This window comes from Streptomyces sp. NPDC096136, assembly GCF_044763325.1.
GTDB lineage: Bacteria > Actinomycetota > Actinomycetes > Streptomycetales > Streptomycetaceae > Streptomyces.
Genome location: NZ_JBIWFZ010000003.1, coordinates 475,420 through 493,747 on the forward strand (window position 1 = coordinate 475,420; position 18,328 = coordinate 493,747).

The following is an 18,328-nucleotide window of genomic DNA, read 5'->3' on the forward strand; positions in this document are numbered from 1 at the left end:
ACGTGGGACGACATAGTCGCAAGGCCTCCGCCCCCGCCCGTCCGCAGCCGGCGCCCGCGCCGTCGCCGCACGGGCCCGGGCCGGACGGACCGTACGCAACCGAGGCCTACGCAACCGAGGCCTACGCGGCCGACCCCTACCCGCCGCAGGCGCGACCGCAGGCGCGGCCGCACGAGCCCGCTCCGCAGGCCCCCGCCCGGCACGGGGGGCCGGGCGGACGCCGCCGGTCCCCCGAGCCCGCCGCCGTGCACCAGGGCCTCGCCCCGTCCCCGGCCCGCCCCGGCGGCCACCCCGAACAGCGCGAGGAGGGCGGTGCCTGGGGCGCGGCGGCCCCCGCCTCCCCGTACGACGACCGGCGCGGCGCCCCCCGCGCCGCCGCGCCCGCCGCACCGCCCGCCCGGGACACCGGCACCCCCGCCTTCGGCACCCCGGCGGCCGGCTTCCCCCGGATCACCGGACAGCCCCAGGCCCCCGCGCCCGGGGCCGCGCCCGACCCCCTCATCTCCACCGGCTCCCACCGCCGCGTACCCGGCCCCCGCACGCCCGAGGCCCCCGGCGCCGACCGGCCCGCGAACGGCCGCGCCACCAGGGTCCGCACCTACACCGGGATCGCCGCGCTGGCCGTCACCGCCGTGCTCGCCGTCGTCGTCGCGGGCCAGGTCGCCACCGAGGGCGACACGGCCGCCTCCGGCGCGCGCGCCGCCGGGGACGACGCACCCCAGCGGCCCCCCGGCGACAAGGCCGCCTCCCGCTCCGACGGCCGCCCCACCCCCGCCTCCCCGCCGCCCGCGCAGCCGCTGACGTACGAGCAGCAGATGGCGCGGCAGCTGCCCATCGACGCGAAACTCACCGGCACGGGGGCCTTCGACACCGTCCCCGGCATCGCCAAGGCCCCCGGCAAGGGCAAGGTCGTGCGCTACCGCGTGGACGTGGAGCAGGGCCTCGGGATGGACCCGCAGCTCTTCGCGGAGGCCGTCCAGCGCACCCTCAACGACCCGCGCAGCTGGGGCCACGACGGTGCGATGACCTTCGAGCGGGTGCCGGACGGCAAGGCCGACTTCGTCATCACCCTGGCCAGTCCCGGCACCACCGGCGCGTGGTGCGCGAAGTCCGACCTGGACACCACCATCGACAACGTCTCCTGCGACTCGGCCAGCACCGAACGCGTGATGATCAACGCCTTCCGCTGGGGACAGGGATCGCAGACCTACGGCGCCGACCAGATGCTCGCCTACCGGCAGATGCTCATCAACCACGAGGTCGGCCACCGGCTCGGACACGGGCACGAGAGCTGCCGGAAACCGGGCTCACTCGCGCCGATCATGCAGCAGCAGACGAAATCCCTCGACATCGACGATATTCACTGCCTTCCCAACCCCTGGGTATTTCCCGGGAATTGACCGGACGGGGCGGGGGAGTGGCCGGTTCGTCCGTTGACAGGGCGTTCGGTGATCGGTAATTGTTCTCCGCATGTCGCACCGCCACACCTCCGCCGCGAGCGCCGCCATCGAGCTGGCGCTCCTCGGTGTGGCCGCGCACAGCGTGGCCGACATCTTCTGTCGCTGACGCTCCCCCTGGGCCCAGCGGCCCGGGAGGTCCCCCCGGCCTGAGCGCGCGACCCCCCTCTTTTCTCCTCCTGGCTCCGCCGCGCCCGGGCATTCCCTTCGCCCGCAGGCGCGGCTTCCCCTTTCCCGGCCCTGACCGCCGGTGATGCCCGACGTCGCCCCTCGCGTGGCCCTCCCGTACCCCCTTCACGCCGAGAGGTCCCTTTCGCCATGTCCCGTCAGTCCCACACATCGCGCCGCGTCGCCGCGCTCGCCGTCAGCCTCGTACTGGCCGGGGGCGCCGCCGCGTGCGGGCCCGAGGACGCGGCGGGCGGCTCCGGCGGCGAGTCCTCCGGCAAGCCCGGCGCCGCGGGCGCCCCGCAGAAGGGCGGCACCCTGACCGTCCTCAACGCCGAACCCCAGAACGACTTCGACCCGGCCCGCCTCTACACCTCGGGCGGCGGGAACGTCCCCTCGCTGGTCTTCCGCACGCTGACCACCCGCAACCGCGAGGACGGCCCGGCCGGGGCCAAGGTCGTCCCCGACCTGGCCACCGACCTCGGCCGGCCCAACGCCGACGCCACCGAGTGGACGTACACCCTCAAGGACGGCCTCGCCTACGAGGACGGCAGCCCGATCACCACCGCCGACATCAAGTACGGCATCGAGCGCTCCTTCGCCGCCGAACTCTCCGGCGGCGCCCCCTACCTGCGCGACTGGCTCGTCGGCGGGGAGACCTACGAGGGCCCCTACAAGGACGGAGGCAAGGGCCTCGACTCCATCACGGTCCCCGACGCCAAGACCATCGTCTTCAAACTCCGCAAGCCCGAGGGCGAGTTCCCCTTCCTGGCCACCCAGACCCAGTTCGCCCCCGTCCCCAGGGCCAAGGACACCGGAGTCACCTACGAGGAGCACCCCGTCTCCTCCGGCCCGTACAAGGTCGTCAAGAACACCGGCGACGGCGAGACCCTGCTGCTGGAGCGCAACGACCACTGGGACCCGAAGACGGACGGGGAGCGCAAGGCCTACCCCGACCGGATCGAGGTCCGCTCCGGCCTGGACGCGGCCGTCATCAACCAGCGGCTGACCACCGGCTCCGGCCCCGACGCCGCCGCCATCACCACCGACACCAACCTCGGCCCCGCCGAACTCGCCCAGATCGGCGACGACAAGGAGCTGGCCTCCCGCGTCGGCACCGGCCACTTCGGCTACGTCAACTACCTGGCCTTCAACCCGAAGGTCGCCCCCTTCGACGACCCCAGGGTCCGCCAGGCCGTCGCCTACGCGATCAACCGCACCAGCGTGGTCAACGCCGCCGGCGGCTCCGCCCTCGCCGAGCCCGCGACCACCTTCCTCCCCGAACGCGAGGCCTTCGGGTACACGGCGTACGACCACTTCCCGGCGGGCAAGACCGGCAACCCGGCCAAGGCCAGGGAACTGCTGAAGGAGGCCGGCCACCCCGACGGCCTGACCGTCACCCTCACCCACTCCAACGCCCAGAACCGCCAGACCGGCCCCGAGATCGCCACCGCCGTCCAGCAGGCCCTCGCCGCCGCCGGCATCACCGTCAAGCTCGAAGGCCTGGAGAACAACGCCTTCAACGAACGCCGCTGGGACGCGAAGAACACCCCCGGCCTCTTCCTCTCCCGCTGGGGCGCCGACTGGCCCTCCGGCGGCCCCTTCCTCGCCCCGATCTTCGACGGCCGGCAGATCGTCACCAACGGCTCCAACTACAACCACGCCCAGCTGAACGACCCTGCCGTGAACACCGAGATCGACGAGATCGCCAAGCTCACCGACCTCGCGGCCGCCGGCAAGCGCTGGGGCGCCCTCGACAAGAGGATCGGCGAGCAGGCCCTCGCCGTGCCGCTCTTCCACCCGGTCTACAAGCGCCTCGTCGGCAAGAACGTCAAGAACGTCGTCATCAGCGACTGGACCGGCGTCCTCGACATCTCGCAGGTCGCCGTCAAGTGAGCACCTTCCTCGACCGGCCGGCGCCGGCGAACGGGGCCCCCGCCCCGGCCGCGGGCGCCGGCCGCCGGGTCCGGCGGTGGCTGCGCGGGCGTCCGTCCGCCCTCGCGGCCGCCGCCGTCCTGGCCCTCCTCGTCCTCCTCGCCCTCGCCGCACCCCTGGTCGCCCACCTCACCGGACAGGACCCGAACGCCTACCACGACGACCTCGTGGACTCGGCCCGCGGCGGCGTCCCCCTCGGCCCCTTCGGCGGGATCTCCGCCGACCACTGGCTCGGCGTCGAACCCGGCACCGGCCGCGACCTGTTCACCCGACTCCTCCACGGGGCGCGGATCTCCCTCCTGGTCTCCCTCGGCGCCACCGTCGTCCAGGTGTCCATCGGCGTCGCCGCCGGACTCGCCGCGGCCCTCGGCAACCGCCACCTGGGCCGGCTCATCGGCGGGGTCACCGACGTGATGATCGCCCTGCCCATGCTGGTCCTGGCCATCGCGCTGACCGCCGTCGTCCCGCCCGACTTCCCGCGCCCGCTGCTGCTGGTCCTCGTCATCGGCGTCCTCGACTGGGGCGGCACCGCCCGCCTGGTACGCGCCCAGACCCTTTCCCTGCGCGGCCTGGACTTCGTGGAGGCCGCCCGGCTGGCGGGCAACGGCCCCCTGCGGATCGCCCGCCGCGAACTGCTGCCCTCGCTGGCCGCCCCCGTCATCACCCTCGCCGCCCTCAAGGTCCCGACCAACATGGTGATCGAGGCCTCGCTGTCCTTCCTCGGGGTCGGCGTGAAGCCGCCCACCCCGTCCTGGGGGCAGATGCTCTCCAGCGCGCAGACCTGGTTCCGCGCCGACCCCGCCTACGTGCTGCTCCCCGCCGGGCTGCTCTTCGTCACCGTGCTGGCCTTCACCGTCCTCGGCGACGCCGTCCGCACGGCCCTCGACCCGCGCGAGGGCTCGCGCCTGCGGGTCGGCACCGGAAAGGAGCGCACGGCGTGACCCGCTTCCTCCTCACCCGCCTCGGCGGGGCCCTGGTGGTCCTGCTCGCCCTCTCCGCCCTCGTCTACGCCCTCTTCTACGTCGCCCCCGGCGACCCCGCCCGCCTGGCCTGCGGGGAACGCTGCGACCCGCAGCAGATCGCCCAGGTCCGCGAGCAGCTCGGGCTGAACGACCCCACCGTCTCCCAGTACCTGCACTTCCTCCAGGGGCTGGTGGCCGGACGTGACTACTCCGGCGGCGCCGGACGGGTGCTGCACTGCGACGCGCCCTGCCTCGGCTTCTCGTACCAGAACGACCGGCAGGTCACCGGACTCCTCCTGGAGCGGCTGCCCGCCACCTTCTCCCTGGCGCTGGGCGCCCTCGTCATCTGGCTCGTCGTCGGCGTCGGCACCGGACTCCTCTCGGCGGTCCGCCGGGGCCGGGCCACCGAGCGGGTGCTGACCGTCCTGACCCTCGCCGCCACCGGCACGCCCGTCTTCATCCTCGGGCTGCTGCTGCTCATGGCCGTCTGCGCCCAGCTGCGGTGGCTGCCCTTCCCGACGTACGTGCCCTTCGGCGAGGACCCCGAGCAGTGGGCCTGGAACCTGCTGCTGCCCTGGGTGACCCTCGGCTTCTTCGAAAGCGCCAAATACGCCCGGCTGACCCGCAGCGCCACCCTGGAGACCCTCGCCGAGGACCACATCCGCACCTTCCGCGCCTACGGGGTGGGGGAGCGCAGGATCGTCACCCGGCACGCGGTGCGCGGGGCCGTGGCCCCCGTGATCGCCCTCAGCGCCGTGGACTTCGGCACGATGATCGGCGGCGCGGTGCTCACCGAGTCCCTCTTCGGCATCCCCGGCCTCGGCAAGACCCTCATCGACGGGGTCCGGGTCGTGGACCTGCCCGTCGTCGTCGGCGTCGTCCTCGCCATGGGCACGGCCGTCGTCCTCGCCGGCGTCGTCGCCGACCTCCTCTACGCCCTCGCCGACCGAAGGGTGGCCCTCACATGACCGAGCACCTGGTGGACGTGACCGGCCTCGCGGTCGACTTCCCCGTCGGAGCCCCCGGCTCCCACGTCCGCGCCGTCGACGGGATCTCCTTCACCCTGGAGCCCGGCCGGGCCCTCGGCATCGTCGGGGAGTCCGGCAGCGGCAAGTCCACCGTGGCGGCCGCCCTCCTCGGACTGCACCGGGGCACCGGCGCCCGGCTCGCCGGCACCGTCCGGGTCGGCGGCACCGACGTGGCCGCCGCCTCCCCGGCCGAACTGCGCGCCCTGCGGGGCGCGACCGCCGCCATGGTCTTCCAGGACCCGCTGAGCTCCCTCGACCCCTACCACGCCGTCGGCGACCAGATCGCCGAGGTGTACCGCGTCCACACCGCCGCCACCCGCCGGGCCGCCCGCGCCCGGGCCGTGGAGGTCCTCGACCGCGTCGGCATCCCCGACGCGGCCCGCCGCTCCCGCGCCCGGCCGCACGAGTTCAGCGGCGGCATGCGCCAGCGCGCCCTCATCGCGATGGCCCTGGCCTGCGAACCCCGCCTCCTGATCGCCGACGAGCCGACCACCGCCCTCGACGTCACGGTCCAGGCCCAGATCCTGGACCTCCTGCAGGGCCTGCGCGAGGAACGCGGCCTCGGCCTGCTCCTCGTCACCCACGACGTGGGCGTGGCGGCGGAGACCGTGGACGAACTCCTGGTCATGCGGGGCGGCCGCGCGGTGGAGCACGGCCCGGTCGGCCGGGTCCTCGCCTCCCCGACGGCCCCGTACACCCGCGCCCTGCTGGCGGCGGTGCCGCGCATCCCGGCCCCGGCGCCGTTCGAGGCGCGGGGGTCCGGGGGCGGAGCCCCCGCGGGGGTCCGGGGCGCGGCCCCGGGGAGCGGAGGAAGGGCGGGCGGGGGACCGGCCCCGCAGGGCGGCGGCGCACCCCCGGCCGTCGAAGCCACCGCCCTCCGCAAGGAGTTCGGCCGCGGCGAGCGCAAGGTCACGGCCGTGGACGGGGTCACGCTCTCCCTGCGCCCCGGCGAGACCCTCGGCATCGTCGGCGAGAGCGGCAGCGGCAAGAGCACCCTCGGCCGCATGCTCGTCGGCCTCCTGCCCCCCACCGGCGGCGAGCTCCGCCACGCCGGCACCCCCACGACCGGCATCGCCCCCGGCGCCCAGATGGTCTTCCAGGACCCCGTCTCCTCCCTCAACCCCCGCCGCAGCATCGGCGAGTCCATCGCCGACCCGCTGCGCGCGGCCGGGGAACGCGACGCGGCCGCCCTCCGCGAACGGGTCGGGGAGCTGCTCACCCGGGTCGGCCTGGAGCCCGGCCACTACGACCGCTACCCGCACGAGTTCAGCGGCGGCCAGCGCCAGCGCGTCGGCATCGCCCGCGCCCTGGCCCCCCGGCCCCGGCTGATCGTCTGCGACGAGCCCGTCTCCGCCCTCGACGTCACCACCCAGGCCCAGGTCACGGCCCTACTGGCCCAACTCCAGCGGGAACTGGGCATCGCCCTCGTCTTCATCGCCCACGACCTGGCGGTGGTCCGGCAGGTCAGCGACCGCGTCGCCGTCATGCGCGCCGGCCGGGTCGTCGAGGAGGGGCCGGTGGACGAGGTCTACGGGCGGCCCTCCCACCCCTACACCCGGCAGCTCCTCGACGCCGTGCCCGCACTGGACCCGGAGCTCGCCGCCCGCCGCCGCGCGGCCCGGCAGGAGGTGTACGCGTAACGCCCCGAACGCGTCTTTCCTAGCGCGCTCGAACGCGAACCGTACGGGAAAGTTACGACTCTTCACCCCTTCCGGTGGCGCGACGGACAACCGTCCGCCGTGCCACCGGCGCATCCGCTTGAGTTCTCCCGCGGCGGGTCACCGGACCTGCGGCGACCGCCAGGAATCGGGAGAACGGGGGTGCCACGCGTGCGGATCGGACTGCTCATCGAAGGTGGTTATCCGTATGCGGCCGCGGAGGCGGGGCTCTGGTGCGACCGGCTCGTGCGCGGACTTCCGCAGCACGAGTTCGAGCTCTACGCGCTGAGCCGCAGTGCCGAACAGGAGGAGCGCGGCCGGGTACCGCTCCCACGGCACGTCACCCGCGTGCGCACCGCCCCCCTGTGGGCCCCCGCCGACGACGGCCGGACCCACGCGCGCCGCGAGCGGCGGCACTTCGCCGACGGCTTCCGGGAGCTGGTGCGCGGCATCTGCGGCGGGGGCGCCGCCACCGCCGGCCCCGAGTCCGCAGAGGCCTTCGCGGCCGGGCTCTACGGGCTCGCCGACCTCGCCCGCGCGCACGGCGGGATGTACGCGGCCCTGCGCTCGGAGACCGCCGTACGGGCCCTGGAGGCCGGCTGCCGGGCCCCCGGCGCGGGCCGGGCCGTACGGGCGGCACGCGTCCCCGACCTGCTGGAGTTCGCCGACGGACTGGAGCGCCTGCTGCGGCCGCTGTCCCTCGACTGGTACGGGGACCCCGGACTCGGAGCCGTCGACGTCTGCCATGCCGCCGCCGGCGGGGTGGCCGCCCTCCCCGGACTCCTGGCCAAACGCTTCTGCGGGGTCCCGCTGCTGGTCACCGAGTACGGGGTCCAGCTGCGCGCCCACTACCTGGACCAGGGCTCCGACGGGCCGTCCGGGACCGGCGGGGGCGCCAGGCCGGCCGTCCGCGCCCTGCTCGCCGCCTTCCACGTCCGGCTGGCCGGGGAGATCTACGCCCGCGCCGACCTGCTGACTCCCGGCAACGCCCACGCCCGCCGCTGGCAGGAGCGCTGCGGCGCGCCCCGGGAACGGGTGCGGACCGTGTACCCGGGGATGGAGGCGGACCGATTCGCCGCCGTCGGCGAGGACCCCGGCTGCGGGGACCCGGACACCCTGGTGTGGGTCGGGCGGGTGGAGCCGGCCAAGGACCTGATCGCCCTGCTGCACGCCTTCGCGGAGATCCGCCGGGCCGCGCCGCGGACCCGGCTGCGGATCTTCGCCACGGCCGCCGCGCCGGGATACCTGGCCGACTGCCGCTCGCTGGCCGCACAGCTCTTCCCGGACGAGGCCGCCGACGCGCGGACGGTCGGGGAGAACCCCGTCGCCTTCGAGGAGGTCGGCGGACCCGAGGCGCCCTCGGCCGCCGACGCCTACGCGGCCGGCCGGATCGTGCTGCTCTCCTCGGTGATCGAGGGCTTCCCCCTCACCCTGGCCGAGGCGATGCTGTGCGGCCGGGCCACCGTGTCCACGGACGTCGGGGCCGTCTGCGAGGTCATCGGCGGCACCGGGCTCGTCGTCCCCCCGCGCAACCCCCGCGCCCTGGCCGACGCCTGCCTCGCCCTGCTCGGCGACACCGAACGGGCCCAGCGGCTCGGCGCGGCGGCCCGGGCCCGGGCGCTGGAGCTGTTCACCGTCGAACAGAACGTGGAGGCCTTCCGCGAGAGCTACCTGAGGCTCCTGGCCAAGGGCTCCTCGCGGGGGGAGGGGGAGGTCCCGTTCGGCCTGCCGGCGGAGGCGCGGCTCCCGGGGCACTGGACGACCCCGACCTGGATCGCCGCCGGGCCGGACGGGCCGGTCGAGCCCGCCGGGGTCGAGGGGGCGGCGGTATGACGACGTCGGACATCGCGGACGCGCCGCCGCCGGGCCTTCCCCCGGCCACCGCGGGGGGTGCGCCCGGCGCCGCGAACGCCGCGGAGGCCGGACCGGCCACCGCCGGCGCCGGCGCGGCGGCGCGCGGCCGGGAGGGGGGTGCGGCGCACCCCGGGCGGCGGGGCGGGGATCCCGTCAAGGCGCTGCTGCACCGGCACCGGGAGCTCTGCGCGCGGGCCGTCGACCCGTTGGAGATCGCCGCCGGGCTGGAGGCGCGCGGGATCACCGACCGGACCGCCGCGCGGTTCCGGCACCGGGACGTCTTCTCGCTCGCCGAGGAGCTGTACGCGCGGACCCCGCGCGGCGAGGAGCCCGCGGACCGGCCCGCCCCCGCCCCGGCCGGGGCCCGGGCGGGGATGCGCCGCTTCGGGTGCGCCCTGCTGCCCGGCGCCCTCGGGTGCGCGGCGGCCGCCGCCGGGCTGCCGTGGGCGGGGCTCCTCGCGGGGCTGCTCGCCGCCGCCGCGCTGGTGTGGCCCGGGCGGCCCGCCGGGGGCCGCTTTCCCTGGACCGCCCACCTGCTCGCGGCGGCCGCCGCCGGCGCCGCCGTCCACCGGCACGGCCCCGCCCTCGGCCCGGCCCTCGCGCTGGCCGTGGCCCCCGGCCACCTCACCGCCGTCCTCTACTCCGCCCGGGTCCGGCGCCGGCTCGCCGGGAGCCGGGCCCTGGACGAGTTCGCCGCCGGGGTCCGGCCCCTGGCGGCCGGAGCGCTCCTGCTGTTCACCGCGGCCGCCACGGGGGCCGCCGCGCTCGCCGGAGCCGCCCCGGCGACGGCCGTACCGCTCGCGGTGCTGCTGTTCCTGGTCCGGCTCCTCCTCGGCCACGGCGCCCACCGCGCACCGGTGGCCGCGGCCCTGGCGCTCGCCCTGGTCCCCGGCCCGGTCGCGGTGTACGCGGCCGTCGCGGGACTCCTCGTACACGCCCTCACCGCGCTCTCCCGTGCCTCCGCACACGCGCGTCCCTGAGCGCCGTACCCCCACCACCGACCCACCCACCCAAGGAGAAACAGGATGACCGGCCAGCCAACCAACCGAGGGGCCGCGCGATGAGGGTGCTGCTGATCGGAGCCAACGGTTACCTCGGCCGCTACGTCGCGGACCGGCTGCTCGCCGACCCCGCCGTCCAGCTCACCGCGCTCGGCCGCGGCGACGACGCCGACGTCCGCTTCGACCTCGCCACCGGCAGTCCCGGCGCCCTCACCCGCTTCCTGGACGCCGTCCACCCCGGCGTCGTCATCAACTGCGCGGGCGCCACCCGCGGCGGAGCCCGCGAACTCACCCGGCACAACACCGTCGCCGTCGCCACCATCTGCGAGTCCCTGCGCCGCAGCGGCTGCGGGGCCCGCCTCGTCCAGCTCGGCTGCGCCGCCGAGTACGGGCCCAGCCAGCCCGGCTCGTCCACGGCCGAGGACGCCGTCCCGAGACCCGGCGGACCGTACGGGGTCAGCAAGCTCGCCGCCACCGAGCTGGTGCTCGGCTCCGGACTGGACGCCGTCGTCCTGCGGGTCTTCTCGCCCGTCGGCCCCGGCACCCCGGCCGGGTCCCCGCTCGGCCGGCTCGCCGAGGCCATGCGGCGCGCCATGCAGTCCGGCGACGGGGAGCTCAAGCTCAGCGGGCTCGGCGTGCAGCGCGACTTCGTCGACGTACGGGACGTGGCCCGGGCCGTGCACGCCGCCTCCCTGTCCGCCGCCCAGGGCGTGGTCAACATCGGCACCGGGCGCGCGGTCCGGCTGCGCGACGCGGCGGCCGTCCTCGCCCGGGTCGCCGGCTACGGCGGCGCCCTCAACGAGCTGGACGTCCCGCACGGCGGACCGCACAACGCCCCGCACGGCCACCCCGGCCGCCCGCAGGGCCTGCCCGGCATCGGTTCGCCCCGCTCCGAGGCCACCGCCGAGCAGCTCGCCACCGCGGCCCCGCAGCCCTACCCGTACCCCGACGGCTGCGGCGCCTGGCAGCAGGCCGACGTCCGCACCGCCCGGGACCGGCTCGGCTGGCGGCCCCGGATCAACCTCGAGGAGTCCCTCGCCGACATCTGGATGGAGGCGGCGTGCCGTATCTGACCACCCCGCCCGGGGCCACGGCGACGGCCGCCACCGAGTCCGGCCGGCTCGGCCTGGGCATCCCCGGCTACGCGCACCCGCTGCTCGCCCCCGTGGAATGGGCCGAGCTGACCCGCCCCGGCACCCCGCTGCACTGGGCCGTGCTCAACGTCGCCGACGGCCCCGGCGGCCGCCCCGACCCGCACTGCACCGAGGCGGCCGCGAAGCTCCGGTGCGCGGGCGGCACCGTCCTGGGCCACCTCGCCCTGCGCGGCGGCACCCGGCCCTTCGGGGAGCTGGTCTCCGACGCCCACCGCTTCCGGGACTGGTACGGCGTCGGCGGCTTCTACCTGGCCGAAGCCCCCTCGGACCGGCCGGAGCTCGCCGGGACCCACCGGCTCACCGACGCCCTGCGGGGGCTCGGGGAGGACCTGCGGATCGTGCTCGGGCACGGCACGCACCCGTGCGAGGGCTACCTGGAGGCCGCCGACCAGCTGGTGACCTTCTCCGGGTCCTGGGCCGACTACCGCTGGTCGCAGGTGGCGGAGTGGACCGCCGACCACGCGCCGGAGCGGTTCTGCCACCTCGTCCACGGGGTGCCGCGCACCCATCTGGAGGAGGCGGTCCGCATCGCCCGCTGGCAGGGAGCCGGAACCATCTGGTTCACCGACCGGCGCGCGACCCCCGACCGGGACCCGTGGGAGTCGATGCCCGCGTACTGGGACGAATTCGTCTCACGCATCGGACCGGGTGTCTCGGAATGAAGAAGGGCGTGGCAGTGTTACGGGAAGAACCACCGTTCAGACATACCCATCTACGGAGTCCCCGTGTCGCTGCCACCCCTGGTCGAGCCAGCTGCTGAGCTCACCGTTGACGAGGTCCGTCGGTACTCCCGCCACCTGATCATCCCGGACGTCGGGATGGACGGCCAGAAGCGCCTGAAGAACGCCAAGGTGCTGGCCGTGGGCGCGGGCGGCCTCGGCTCGCCCGCCCTCATGTACCTCGCCGCGGCCGGCGTCGGCACGCTGGGCATCGTGGAGTTCGACGAGGTCGACGAGTCGAACCTGCAGCGCCAGATCATCCACAGCCAGTCGGACATCGGCCGCTCCAAGGCCGAGTCCGCCCGCGACAGTGTGCTGGGCATCAACCCGTACGTGAACGTGGTCCTTCACGAAGAGCGGCTCGAGGCCGAGAACGTGATGGAGATCTTCAGCCAGTACGACCTCATCGTCGACGGCACGGACAACTTCGCCACGCGCTACCTGGTCAACGACGCCTGCGTGCTGCTGAACAAGCCGTACGTGTGGGGCTCGATCTACCGCTTCGACGGCCAGGCCTCCGTGTTCTGGTCCGAGCACGGCCCCTGCTACCGCTGCCTCTACCCGGAGCCCCCGCCGCCGGGCATGGTCCCGAGCTGCGCCGAGGGCGGCGTCCTCGGCGTGCTCTGCGCGTCCATCGGCTCCATCCAGGTCACCGAGGCCATCAAGGTCCTCACCGGCGTCGGCGACCCGCTCGTCGGCCGCCTGATGATCTACGACGCCCTGGAGATGCAGTACCGCCAGGTCAAGGTCCGCAAGGACCCCGACTGCGCGGTCTGCGGTCCGAACGCGACCGTCACCGAGCTCATCGACTACGAGGCCTTCTGCGGCGTCGTCTCGGAGGAGGCCCAGGAGGCCGCCGCCGGCTCGACGATCACTCCCAAGCAGCTCAAGGAGTGGATCGACGAGGGCGAGGCGATCGAGATCATCGACGTCCGCGAGAAGAACGAGTACGAGATCGTCTCGATCCCCGGCGCGAAGCTGATCCCCAAGGGCGAGTTCCTGATGGGCACCGCCCTCCAGGACCTCCCGCAGGACAAGCGGATCGTCTTGCACTGCAAGACGGGTGTCCGCAGTGCGGAAGTCCTCGCGGTCCTCAAGAGCGCGGGCTTCGCGGACGCCGTCCACGTCGGCGGCGGCGTGATCGGCTGGGTCCACCAGATCGAGCCCGAGAAGCCGGTCTACTAGACCTGTCCCGGAGGGGTCGTACCGCTCGACGGTACGACCCCTTCGTCGTTCGCCGTCCCGGGGGTGCACACGGCGTTCGCGCCCGGCACCTTCCCGTCCAGCAGGTAGGAGTTCACCGCCTGCTGCACGCACGGGTCGCCGCTGTTGTACGCACCGTGCCCCTGGCCCTTGTACGTCAGCTCCACGCCCACGCCCTTGCCCAGCCGCTCCACCATGTTGCGCGCGCCCTCGTACGGGGTGGCGGGGTCGCCGGTGTTGCCGACGACCAGGATCGGGGCGGACCCGGGGGCGGAGACGTCCGGGGTCTGCCAGACCCCGGGCACCGGCCAGCCCGTGCAGCTCAGCAGCGCCCAGCCCAGGAAGTCCCCGAAGACCGCGGAGGCCTTGCGGAACTCCGGCAGCTTCGCCTTGGTCTCCTCCAGGCTGTAGCGGTCCTTGGAGTCCGCGCAGCTGATGGCGGTGTTGGCGGCGCCGATGTTGCTGTAACGGCCCTGCTGGTCCCGCCCGTTGAGGGCGTCGGACAGGGCCATCAGCAGCTGCCCCTGCCCGCCTTCGGCCTCGTCCAGGCCCTGTTCCAGCAGCGGCCACAGCTCCTTCGAGTACAGGGCCTGCGCGATGCCGTTCGTGGCCATCGTCTCGGTGAGCATCCGGTCGCCGATGCCGGGGATGGGCTTGGCCGCCAGGGCCTTCTGCAGCTTGACGATGTTCGCCTCGATCTCCTTGGCGGTGGTGCCCTGGATCCGGCACTGCTCGCCCCGGTCCACGCAGTCCTGGGCCCAGTTGTCGAGGGCCAGCTGGAAGCCCTTCGCCTGGCCGAGGGCGCCCTGGGCGGAGTCCTTGGTCGGGTCCACGACCGCGTCGAAGACGGCCCGGCCGACGTTCTTGGGGAAGAGGTGGGCGTAGACCCCGCCCAGCTCGGTGCCGTAGGAGATGCCGAAGTAGTTCAGCTTCTCGTCGCCGAGGGCCTGGCGGATGCGGTCGAGGTCGCGGGCCGCGTTCTCGGTGCCGACGTACGGGAGCACCTTGCCGGAGCGGGTCTTGCAGGCCTCCTGGTACTTGCCGAGCCCGTCGGTGAAGGCCTTCTCCTGCGCCGGGGTGGCGGGGGAGGAGTCCTGTCCGTAGTACGCGTCCAGCTGCTTGTCGTCCTCGCAGAGCACCGGGGCGCTGCGGCCGACCCCGCGCGGGTCGAAGCTCACCAGGTCGTACCGGTCGCGCAGGGCGGCGTAGTCCTTGGCGGCGCCGGGCAGGGTGGTGATCCCGGAGCCGCCGGGCCCGCCGAAGTTGAAGACGAGCGACCCGAGCCGCTCCTTGGGCTTCCTGGCCTTCGCCCGGATCAGGGCGATGGGGATGGTCTCCCCCTCCGGCTTGGAGTAGTCGAGCGGAACCTGGAGGGTGGCGCACTGCCAGTCCGCGGGCGGCGCCTGTCCGCCGCCCTGGGCGGCGTCCGGTGCCTCGCACTCCCCCCACTTCAGGGGCGGCGTGTCCATGGCGCCCCCCGACGGGGCCTTGCGCAGCCCGGCTTCCCCACCCGAACAGGCGCAGGTGGTGAGCAGCGCGGCGGCGACGGCGGCGGCTGCGGCGGTCCGGAGGGCGATCGTCGGCATACCCCCATCGTGGGCGTCCGCCCCGCGCTCCGCCCGCTGACGGTCCAGCCGGGTGACCCGCCCGTCCGGCCGTACGTCCGGGCCCGGACGCGGTCGGCCGCCGCCCGGCCGTGGCGACGCGGGCGGGAGGCCGGGGGCGGAGCCCCCGCGGAGCGGTGGTACCCCGGGATCCCGCGGAGCTAGATGGCTTCCTTCCGCGTCAGGTAGTTGAACGACACCCACCCCGGCAGCACCGGCAGCCAGAACGTCATCAACCGGAACAGCAGCACCGCGGAGATCGCCACCTCCTTCTCCAGCCCGGCCGCGATCAGCCCCAGCGTCAGCGTGGTCTCCACCGCGCCGATGCCACCGGGCGTGGGCGCCGCCGAGCCGAGCGCGTTGCCCGCGAGGAAGACCACCGCGATGCTCGCGTAGCTCAGGGTGTTCCCGCCCCCGAAGGCGCGGATGGACGCGTCCAGGCACATCACGAAGCAGCCGGTCAGCAGCAGCGTGCCGCCGATGCCCGTCATCAGCTTCTGCGGCCGCTGGAGCACGTCCAGCATGCGCGGCACGACGCCCGCGAACAGCGCCCGCACCCGCGTCACCACGAACTTCCGCAGGAACGGCACCGCCGTGACGACCAGCACCAGCACCGCCACCGTCAGCAGACCCGCGATGACCGTCCTCGACGGGGTCATCTCCGGGGTCTTCTCCGTCCCCGTCAGGTAGCCGAAGGACAGCAGCAGCAGGATGTGGCAGGCCAGCGAGAACAGCTGCGAGGCGCCGACGCTCGCCACCGCCAGCCCCGGCCGCACCCCCGCCCGCTGGAGGAACCGGGTGTTCAGCGCGTACCCGCCGACCGCGGCCGGGGCCACCAGCTTCACGAAGGACCCCGCCACCTGCGTGACCACCGACCGCAGGAACGACACCCGCTCGGGTACGAACCCCAGCAGGCTCATCGCCGCCGCCACGTACGTGAGCGCCGAGAAGGCCAGCGCGGCCCCCACCCAGCCCCACTGCGCCTCGCCGACGATGGTCGCGAAGTCGACGTGGGCCAGCTGGGTGAGCAGGAAGTACGCGCCGAAGGCGCCCGCGATGAACGACACCAGCGTCCGCGGCCGGATCCGCTCCAGCCGGGCCGGCTCCACCGGGGCCTGCGGGCGGATCAGCAGCACCTGCTTGCGGATCTGGCTCAGCAGGTCCTCCTCCCGCGCCCCTTCCAGCGCGTCGTCCAGCGCCCTCTTCTCCGCCTTGCGCTCCGCGGCCGCCGAGGTCCCGGACGTCCCCGACGCCGCCTCCCGGGCCGCCTTCGCCTGGCGGGAGGACTCCAGCACGGCCTCCCGCTGCCGGTCGGCCCGCTCCCGGGCCAGTCGGCGCAGCGTCGCCCGCGTGGAGCGGCTCAGCGCGATCGGCTGGAGCAGCGGCAGGCAGTCCGCGACCGTGTCCGGGCCCAGTACCGACACCGCCGAGGCCACCGACCGCTCCGCGCCGACCCGCAGGCCGAGGGTGGTCAGCAGCTGTGCGACGTCCATCCGCAGGACGAGGTCGCCGGCGGCGATCTCGCCGCCCCGCAGGTCGGTGAGGACGACCTTGCCGGAACGATCCACCACCAACGCGTCCCCGGTGAGGCGGCGGTGGGCGATCCGGCGCGACTGGAGGGCCCGTACCTGCTCCCACGCGTTGCGGATCAGCTCGTCGGTGATCTCCTCGTCGGGGAGGGCGTCGAGGGTGCGGCCGCCGAGGTGCTCGTAGACCAGCATCACGGCGTCCGGGCCCAGTTCGGAGGTGGCGATCAGCCTCTGCGCGTTCGCCCCGGCCGCGATCGCCGCGTACGCGAGGAGGGCCTCCTGCTCCAGGGCCTGGCGCAGCGACTGGATGCTGCGCCGGGTGGTGATCCCGCGCAGGGTCATCCGCCGCCACACCCGGTAGAAGAACCCCTGCGCCTGCTGCTCGCGGTCCACGACGGTGACGTCCAGCGGCGGGCCGTCCTCCAGGGTGACGTGGTAGCGCCGGCCCCGGTCTCCGGTCTCGGCGGTGTCCCCGTCGGACGCCTCCGCACGCATCGCGCTGACCGGCTGGAAGCCGACGCGGCGCAGTCCGGCGAGGAGGTGCTGCCCGGTGGGGCGGACGTTCGGCGAGCCGACCGCGTACAGGGTCCCGTACGCGACGCTCCAGCCGATGAGCACCGTCAGGATGATCGAGAAGGGCGTGGTGTACCCGCTGACCAGCATCGCGAAGGCGTCCAGCAGCAGCACCACCCACAGGGCCACCCGCCAGCGCGGCCGCCGCGTCATCCCGACGGCGGTCATGTACGCGATCACGGGCGCGAGGTACCCGTGCACCGGGTCGGTGAGCGCCCCGCCGCCGGCGGAGCGGGTCAGGGCGTCCTGGATGGTCTCCGGGGCGGCCTGGGAGACCCACAGGTCGGTGGCGAGGGTGACCCCGTGCGCGAGGACGGCGGCCAGGACGCCGTCGGCGATGCGCAGCCCGTCGCGTTTGATCAGCCGCTCGATGGCGAAGGCGACCGGCACGAGCAGCACCGCGATGCTGGACACCAGGCCCGCGACCTTGATCAGCACGTCCGGCGCCTGGCCGGTGCCCTTGCTGATGTCGGCCTCCAGGCCCACGGTCGTGCCGTGGGCGAAGGCGGCGATGCCGAGCACGACGGCGATCCCGAGGACGCCGACGAGCAGGCGCACCAGGTCGGAGGGGCGGTGCACGCGGGCGGCGAGCAGCGGCTCGTCCACCTCGACGCGGTCCGCCGCCGTCGGGGTGTGGCCGGGCGGGTCGTCGGGGTGCGGGTCGTGCGGCGCCGGCCGGGCGTTCCCGTCCGCGCCGGAGTCCCCGGCGGCCCCCCCGCGGGCGTCCGCCGCGGGCTCGACGGGGCGTGCGCCGGCCCCGTCGGGCGCGTCGTCGTGCGGGCGGGCGTCCCCGCCCGATCCCGCGCCGTCCGGAGGGCTCACACCCCGCTCCTTCGCCGTCACTTCCGTCTCTTCTTGATCACGTATCACCAGTCACCGCCCGGAAGATGGTGGCACGGACCGGCACCCTCGCGGGGCATCAGGGTGCGCGCCGGTATGGAACCGAAGCTTCCGCCGAGGCGCCCCCGGCATCCGGCACCATGGGCCGAATGAGCGGAGAGCTGCCCGCGTACGCGGAGCGGGTACTGGAGGTGGCCGAGCGGATTCCGCCCGGCCGGGTGATGACCTACGGCGACGTCGCCGAGTGGCTCGGCGAGGGCGGACCCCGCCAAGTCGGGCGCGTCATGGCCCTGTACGGAGGAGCCGTGCCCTGGTGGCGGGTGGTGCGCGCGGACGGCGTCCCCCTGCCCGGACACGAGCGGCGCGCCCTGGAGCACTACCGCACCGAGGGCACCCCGCTGCGCGAGACCCCCTCCGGCGAGCCGCGCCTGGCGATGCGGCGGGCACGCTGGGACGGGAGCGGGACCTCCGCCGGAGGCGACGAGACTCACACCTGACGGCTGCGGCCATCCGGAATCCGGACGGGCACCCGGGGGCCCGTACGGGGGACGGCCCGCGGGCCCGCCGTGGCGACGCCCGGGCCCGCCGGGAGGGACTGCGGCGCCCCTCCCGGTTGCCGTAGCGTTGCCTCTTCGGCTCCGGCGCC

General features: G+C 74.9%; 14 protein-coding genes. 12 read left to right on the top strand and 2 right to left on the bottom strand.

The window, feature by feature from the left end; genetic code table 11:
* Positions 1–2 precede the first annotated feature (2 nt).
* From ACIRBY_RS08535 to moeZ, 11 genes are all read left to right on the top strand, one after another.
* The gene (locus ACIRBY_RS08535; RefSeq protein WP_403897899.1) at positions 3–1,400 is read left to right on the top strand and encodes a DUF3152 domain-containing protein; all 1,398 of its coding nucleotides are present in this window, start codon (positions 3–5) and stop codon (positions 1,398–1,400) included.
* Between the two features lie 70 nt (positions 1,401–1,470).
* The gene (locus ACIRBY_RS08540) at positions 1,471–1,566 is read left to right on the top strand and encodes an Ms4533A family Cys-rich leader peptide (protein WP_312847459.1); all 96 of its coding nucleotides are present in this window, start codon (positions 1,471–1,473) and stop codon (positions 1,564–1,566) included.
* 209 nt (positions 1,567–1,775) lie between these two features.
* Complete coding sequence (locus tag ACIRBY_RS08545; protein ID WP_403897902.1) at positions 1,776–3,518, top strand: ABC transporter substrate-binding protein; 1,743 nt, start codon at positions 1,776–1,778, stop codon at positions 3,516–3,518.
* On the top strand, positions 3,515–4,498 hold the full coding sequence (locus tag ACIRBY_RS08550) for an ABC transporter permease (protein ID WP_403897905.1): 984 nt from the start codon (positions 3,515–3,517) through the stop codon (positions 4,496–4,498). The genes ACIRBY_RS08545 and ACIRBY_RS08550 overlap by 4 nt, the downstream gene beginning before the upstream one ends.
* Positions 4,495–5,487 carry an ABC transporter permease gene (locus ACIRBY_RS08555; RefSeq protein ID WP_403897908.1) on the top strand — a complete coding sequence of 331 codons (993 nt, stop codon included), beginning with the start codon at positions 4,495–4,497 and terminating at the stop codon, positions 5,485–5,487. Before ACIRBY_RS08550 ends, ACIRBY_RS08555 begins: the two co-directional genes overlap by 4 nt.
* A complete protein-coding gene (locus ACIRBY_RS08560; protein ID WP_403897911.1) occupies positions 5,484–7,187 on the top strand; it encodes a dipeptide ABC transporter ATP-binding protein in 1,704 nt (567 codons plus the stop codon). The genes ACIRBY_RS08555 and ACIRBY_RS08560 overlap by 4 nt, the downstream gene beginning before the upstream one ends.
* A 189-nt stretch (positions 7,188–7,376) precedes the next feature.
* Positions 7,377–9,038: a DUF3492 domain-containing protein gene (locus ACIRBY_RS08565; RefSeq protein ID WP_403897913.1), complete on the top strand. Its 1,662-nt coding sequence runs from the start codon at positions 7,377–7,379 to the stop codon at positions 9,036–9,038.
* On the top strand, positions 9,035–10,039 hold the full coding sequence (locus tag ACIRBY_RS08570; RefSeq protein ID WP_403897916.1) for a hypothetical protein: 1,005 nt from the start codon (positions 9,035–9,037) through the stop codon (positions 10,037–10,039). The genes ACIRBY_RS08565 and ACIRBY_RS08570 overlap by 4 nt, the downstream gene beginning before the upstream one ends.
* A gap of 80 nt (positions 10,040–10,119) precedes the next feature.
* Complete coding sequence (locus tag ACIRBY_RS08575) at positions 10,120–11,133, top strand: NAD-dependent epimerase/dehydratase (RefSeq protein ID WP_390685234.1); 1,014 nt, start codon at positions 10,120–10,122, stop codon at positions 11,131–11,133.
* Positions 11,121–11,876, top strand: coding sequence for a spherulation-specific family 4 protein (locus ACIRBY_RS08580; RefSeq protein ID WP_403897919.1), 756 nt, complete (start codon positions 11,121–11,123; stop codon positions 11,874–11,876). Before ACIRBY_RS08575 ends, ACIRBY_RS08580 begins: the two co-directional genes overlap by 13 nt.
* 63 nt (positions 11,877–11,939) lie before the next feature.
* A complete protein-coding gene (moeZ, locus tag ACIRBY_RS08585; protein ID WP_403897921.1) occupies positions 11,940–13,118 on the top strand; it encodes an adenylyltransferase/sulfurtransferase MoeZ in 1,179 nt (392 codons plus the stop codon).
* Here the strand turns inward: moeZ and ACIRBY_RS08590 are convergent.
* Together ACIRBY_RS08590 and ACIRBY_RS08595 are read right to left on the bottom strand one after the other, a co-directional pair.
* Positions 13,115–14,722, bottom strand: coding sequence for an alpha/beta hydrolase (locus ACIRBY_RS08590; protein ID WP_403897923.1), 1,608 nt, complete (start codon positions 14,720–14,722; stop codon positions 13,115–13,117). The genes moeZ and ACIRBY_RS08590 overlap by 4 nt on opposite strands.
* A gap of 179 nt (positions 14,723–14,901) precedes the next feature.
* Positions 14,902–17,712, bottom strand: a complete 2,811-nt coding sequence (locus tag ACIRBY_RS08595) for a flippase-like domain-containing protein (protein ID WP_403897926.1) — start codon at positions 17,710–17,712, stop codon at positions 14,902–14,904.
* 110 nt (positions 17,713–17,822) lie between these two features.
* Here ACIRBY_RS08595 and ACIRBY_RS08600 point away from each other — a divergent pair, with 110 nt between their 5' ends.
* The gene (locus ACIRBY_RS08600) at positions 17,823–18,179 is read left to right on the top strand and encodes an MGMT family protein (RefSeq protein WP_403897928.1); all 357 of its coding nucleotides are present in this window, start codon (positions 17,823–17,825) and stop codon (positions 18,177–18,179) included.
* Positions 18,180–18,328: the final 149 nt, after the last annotated feature.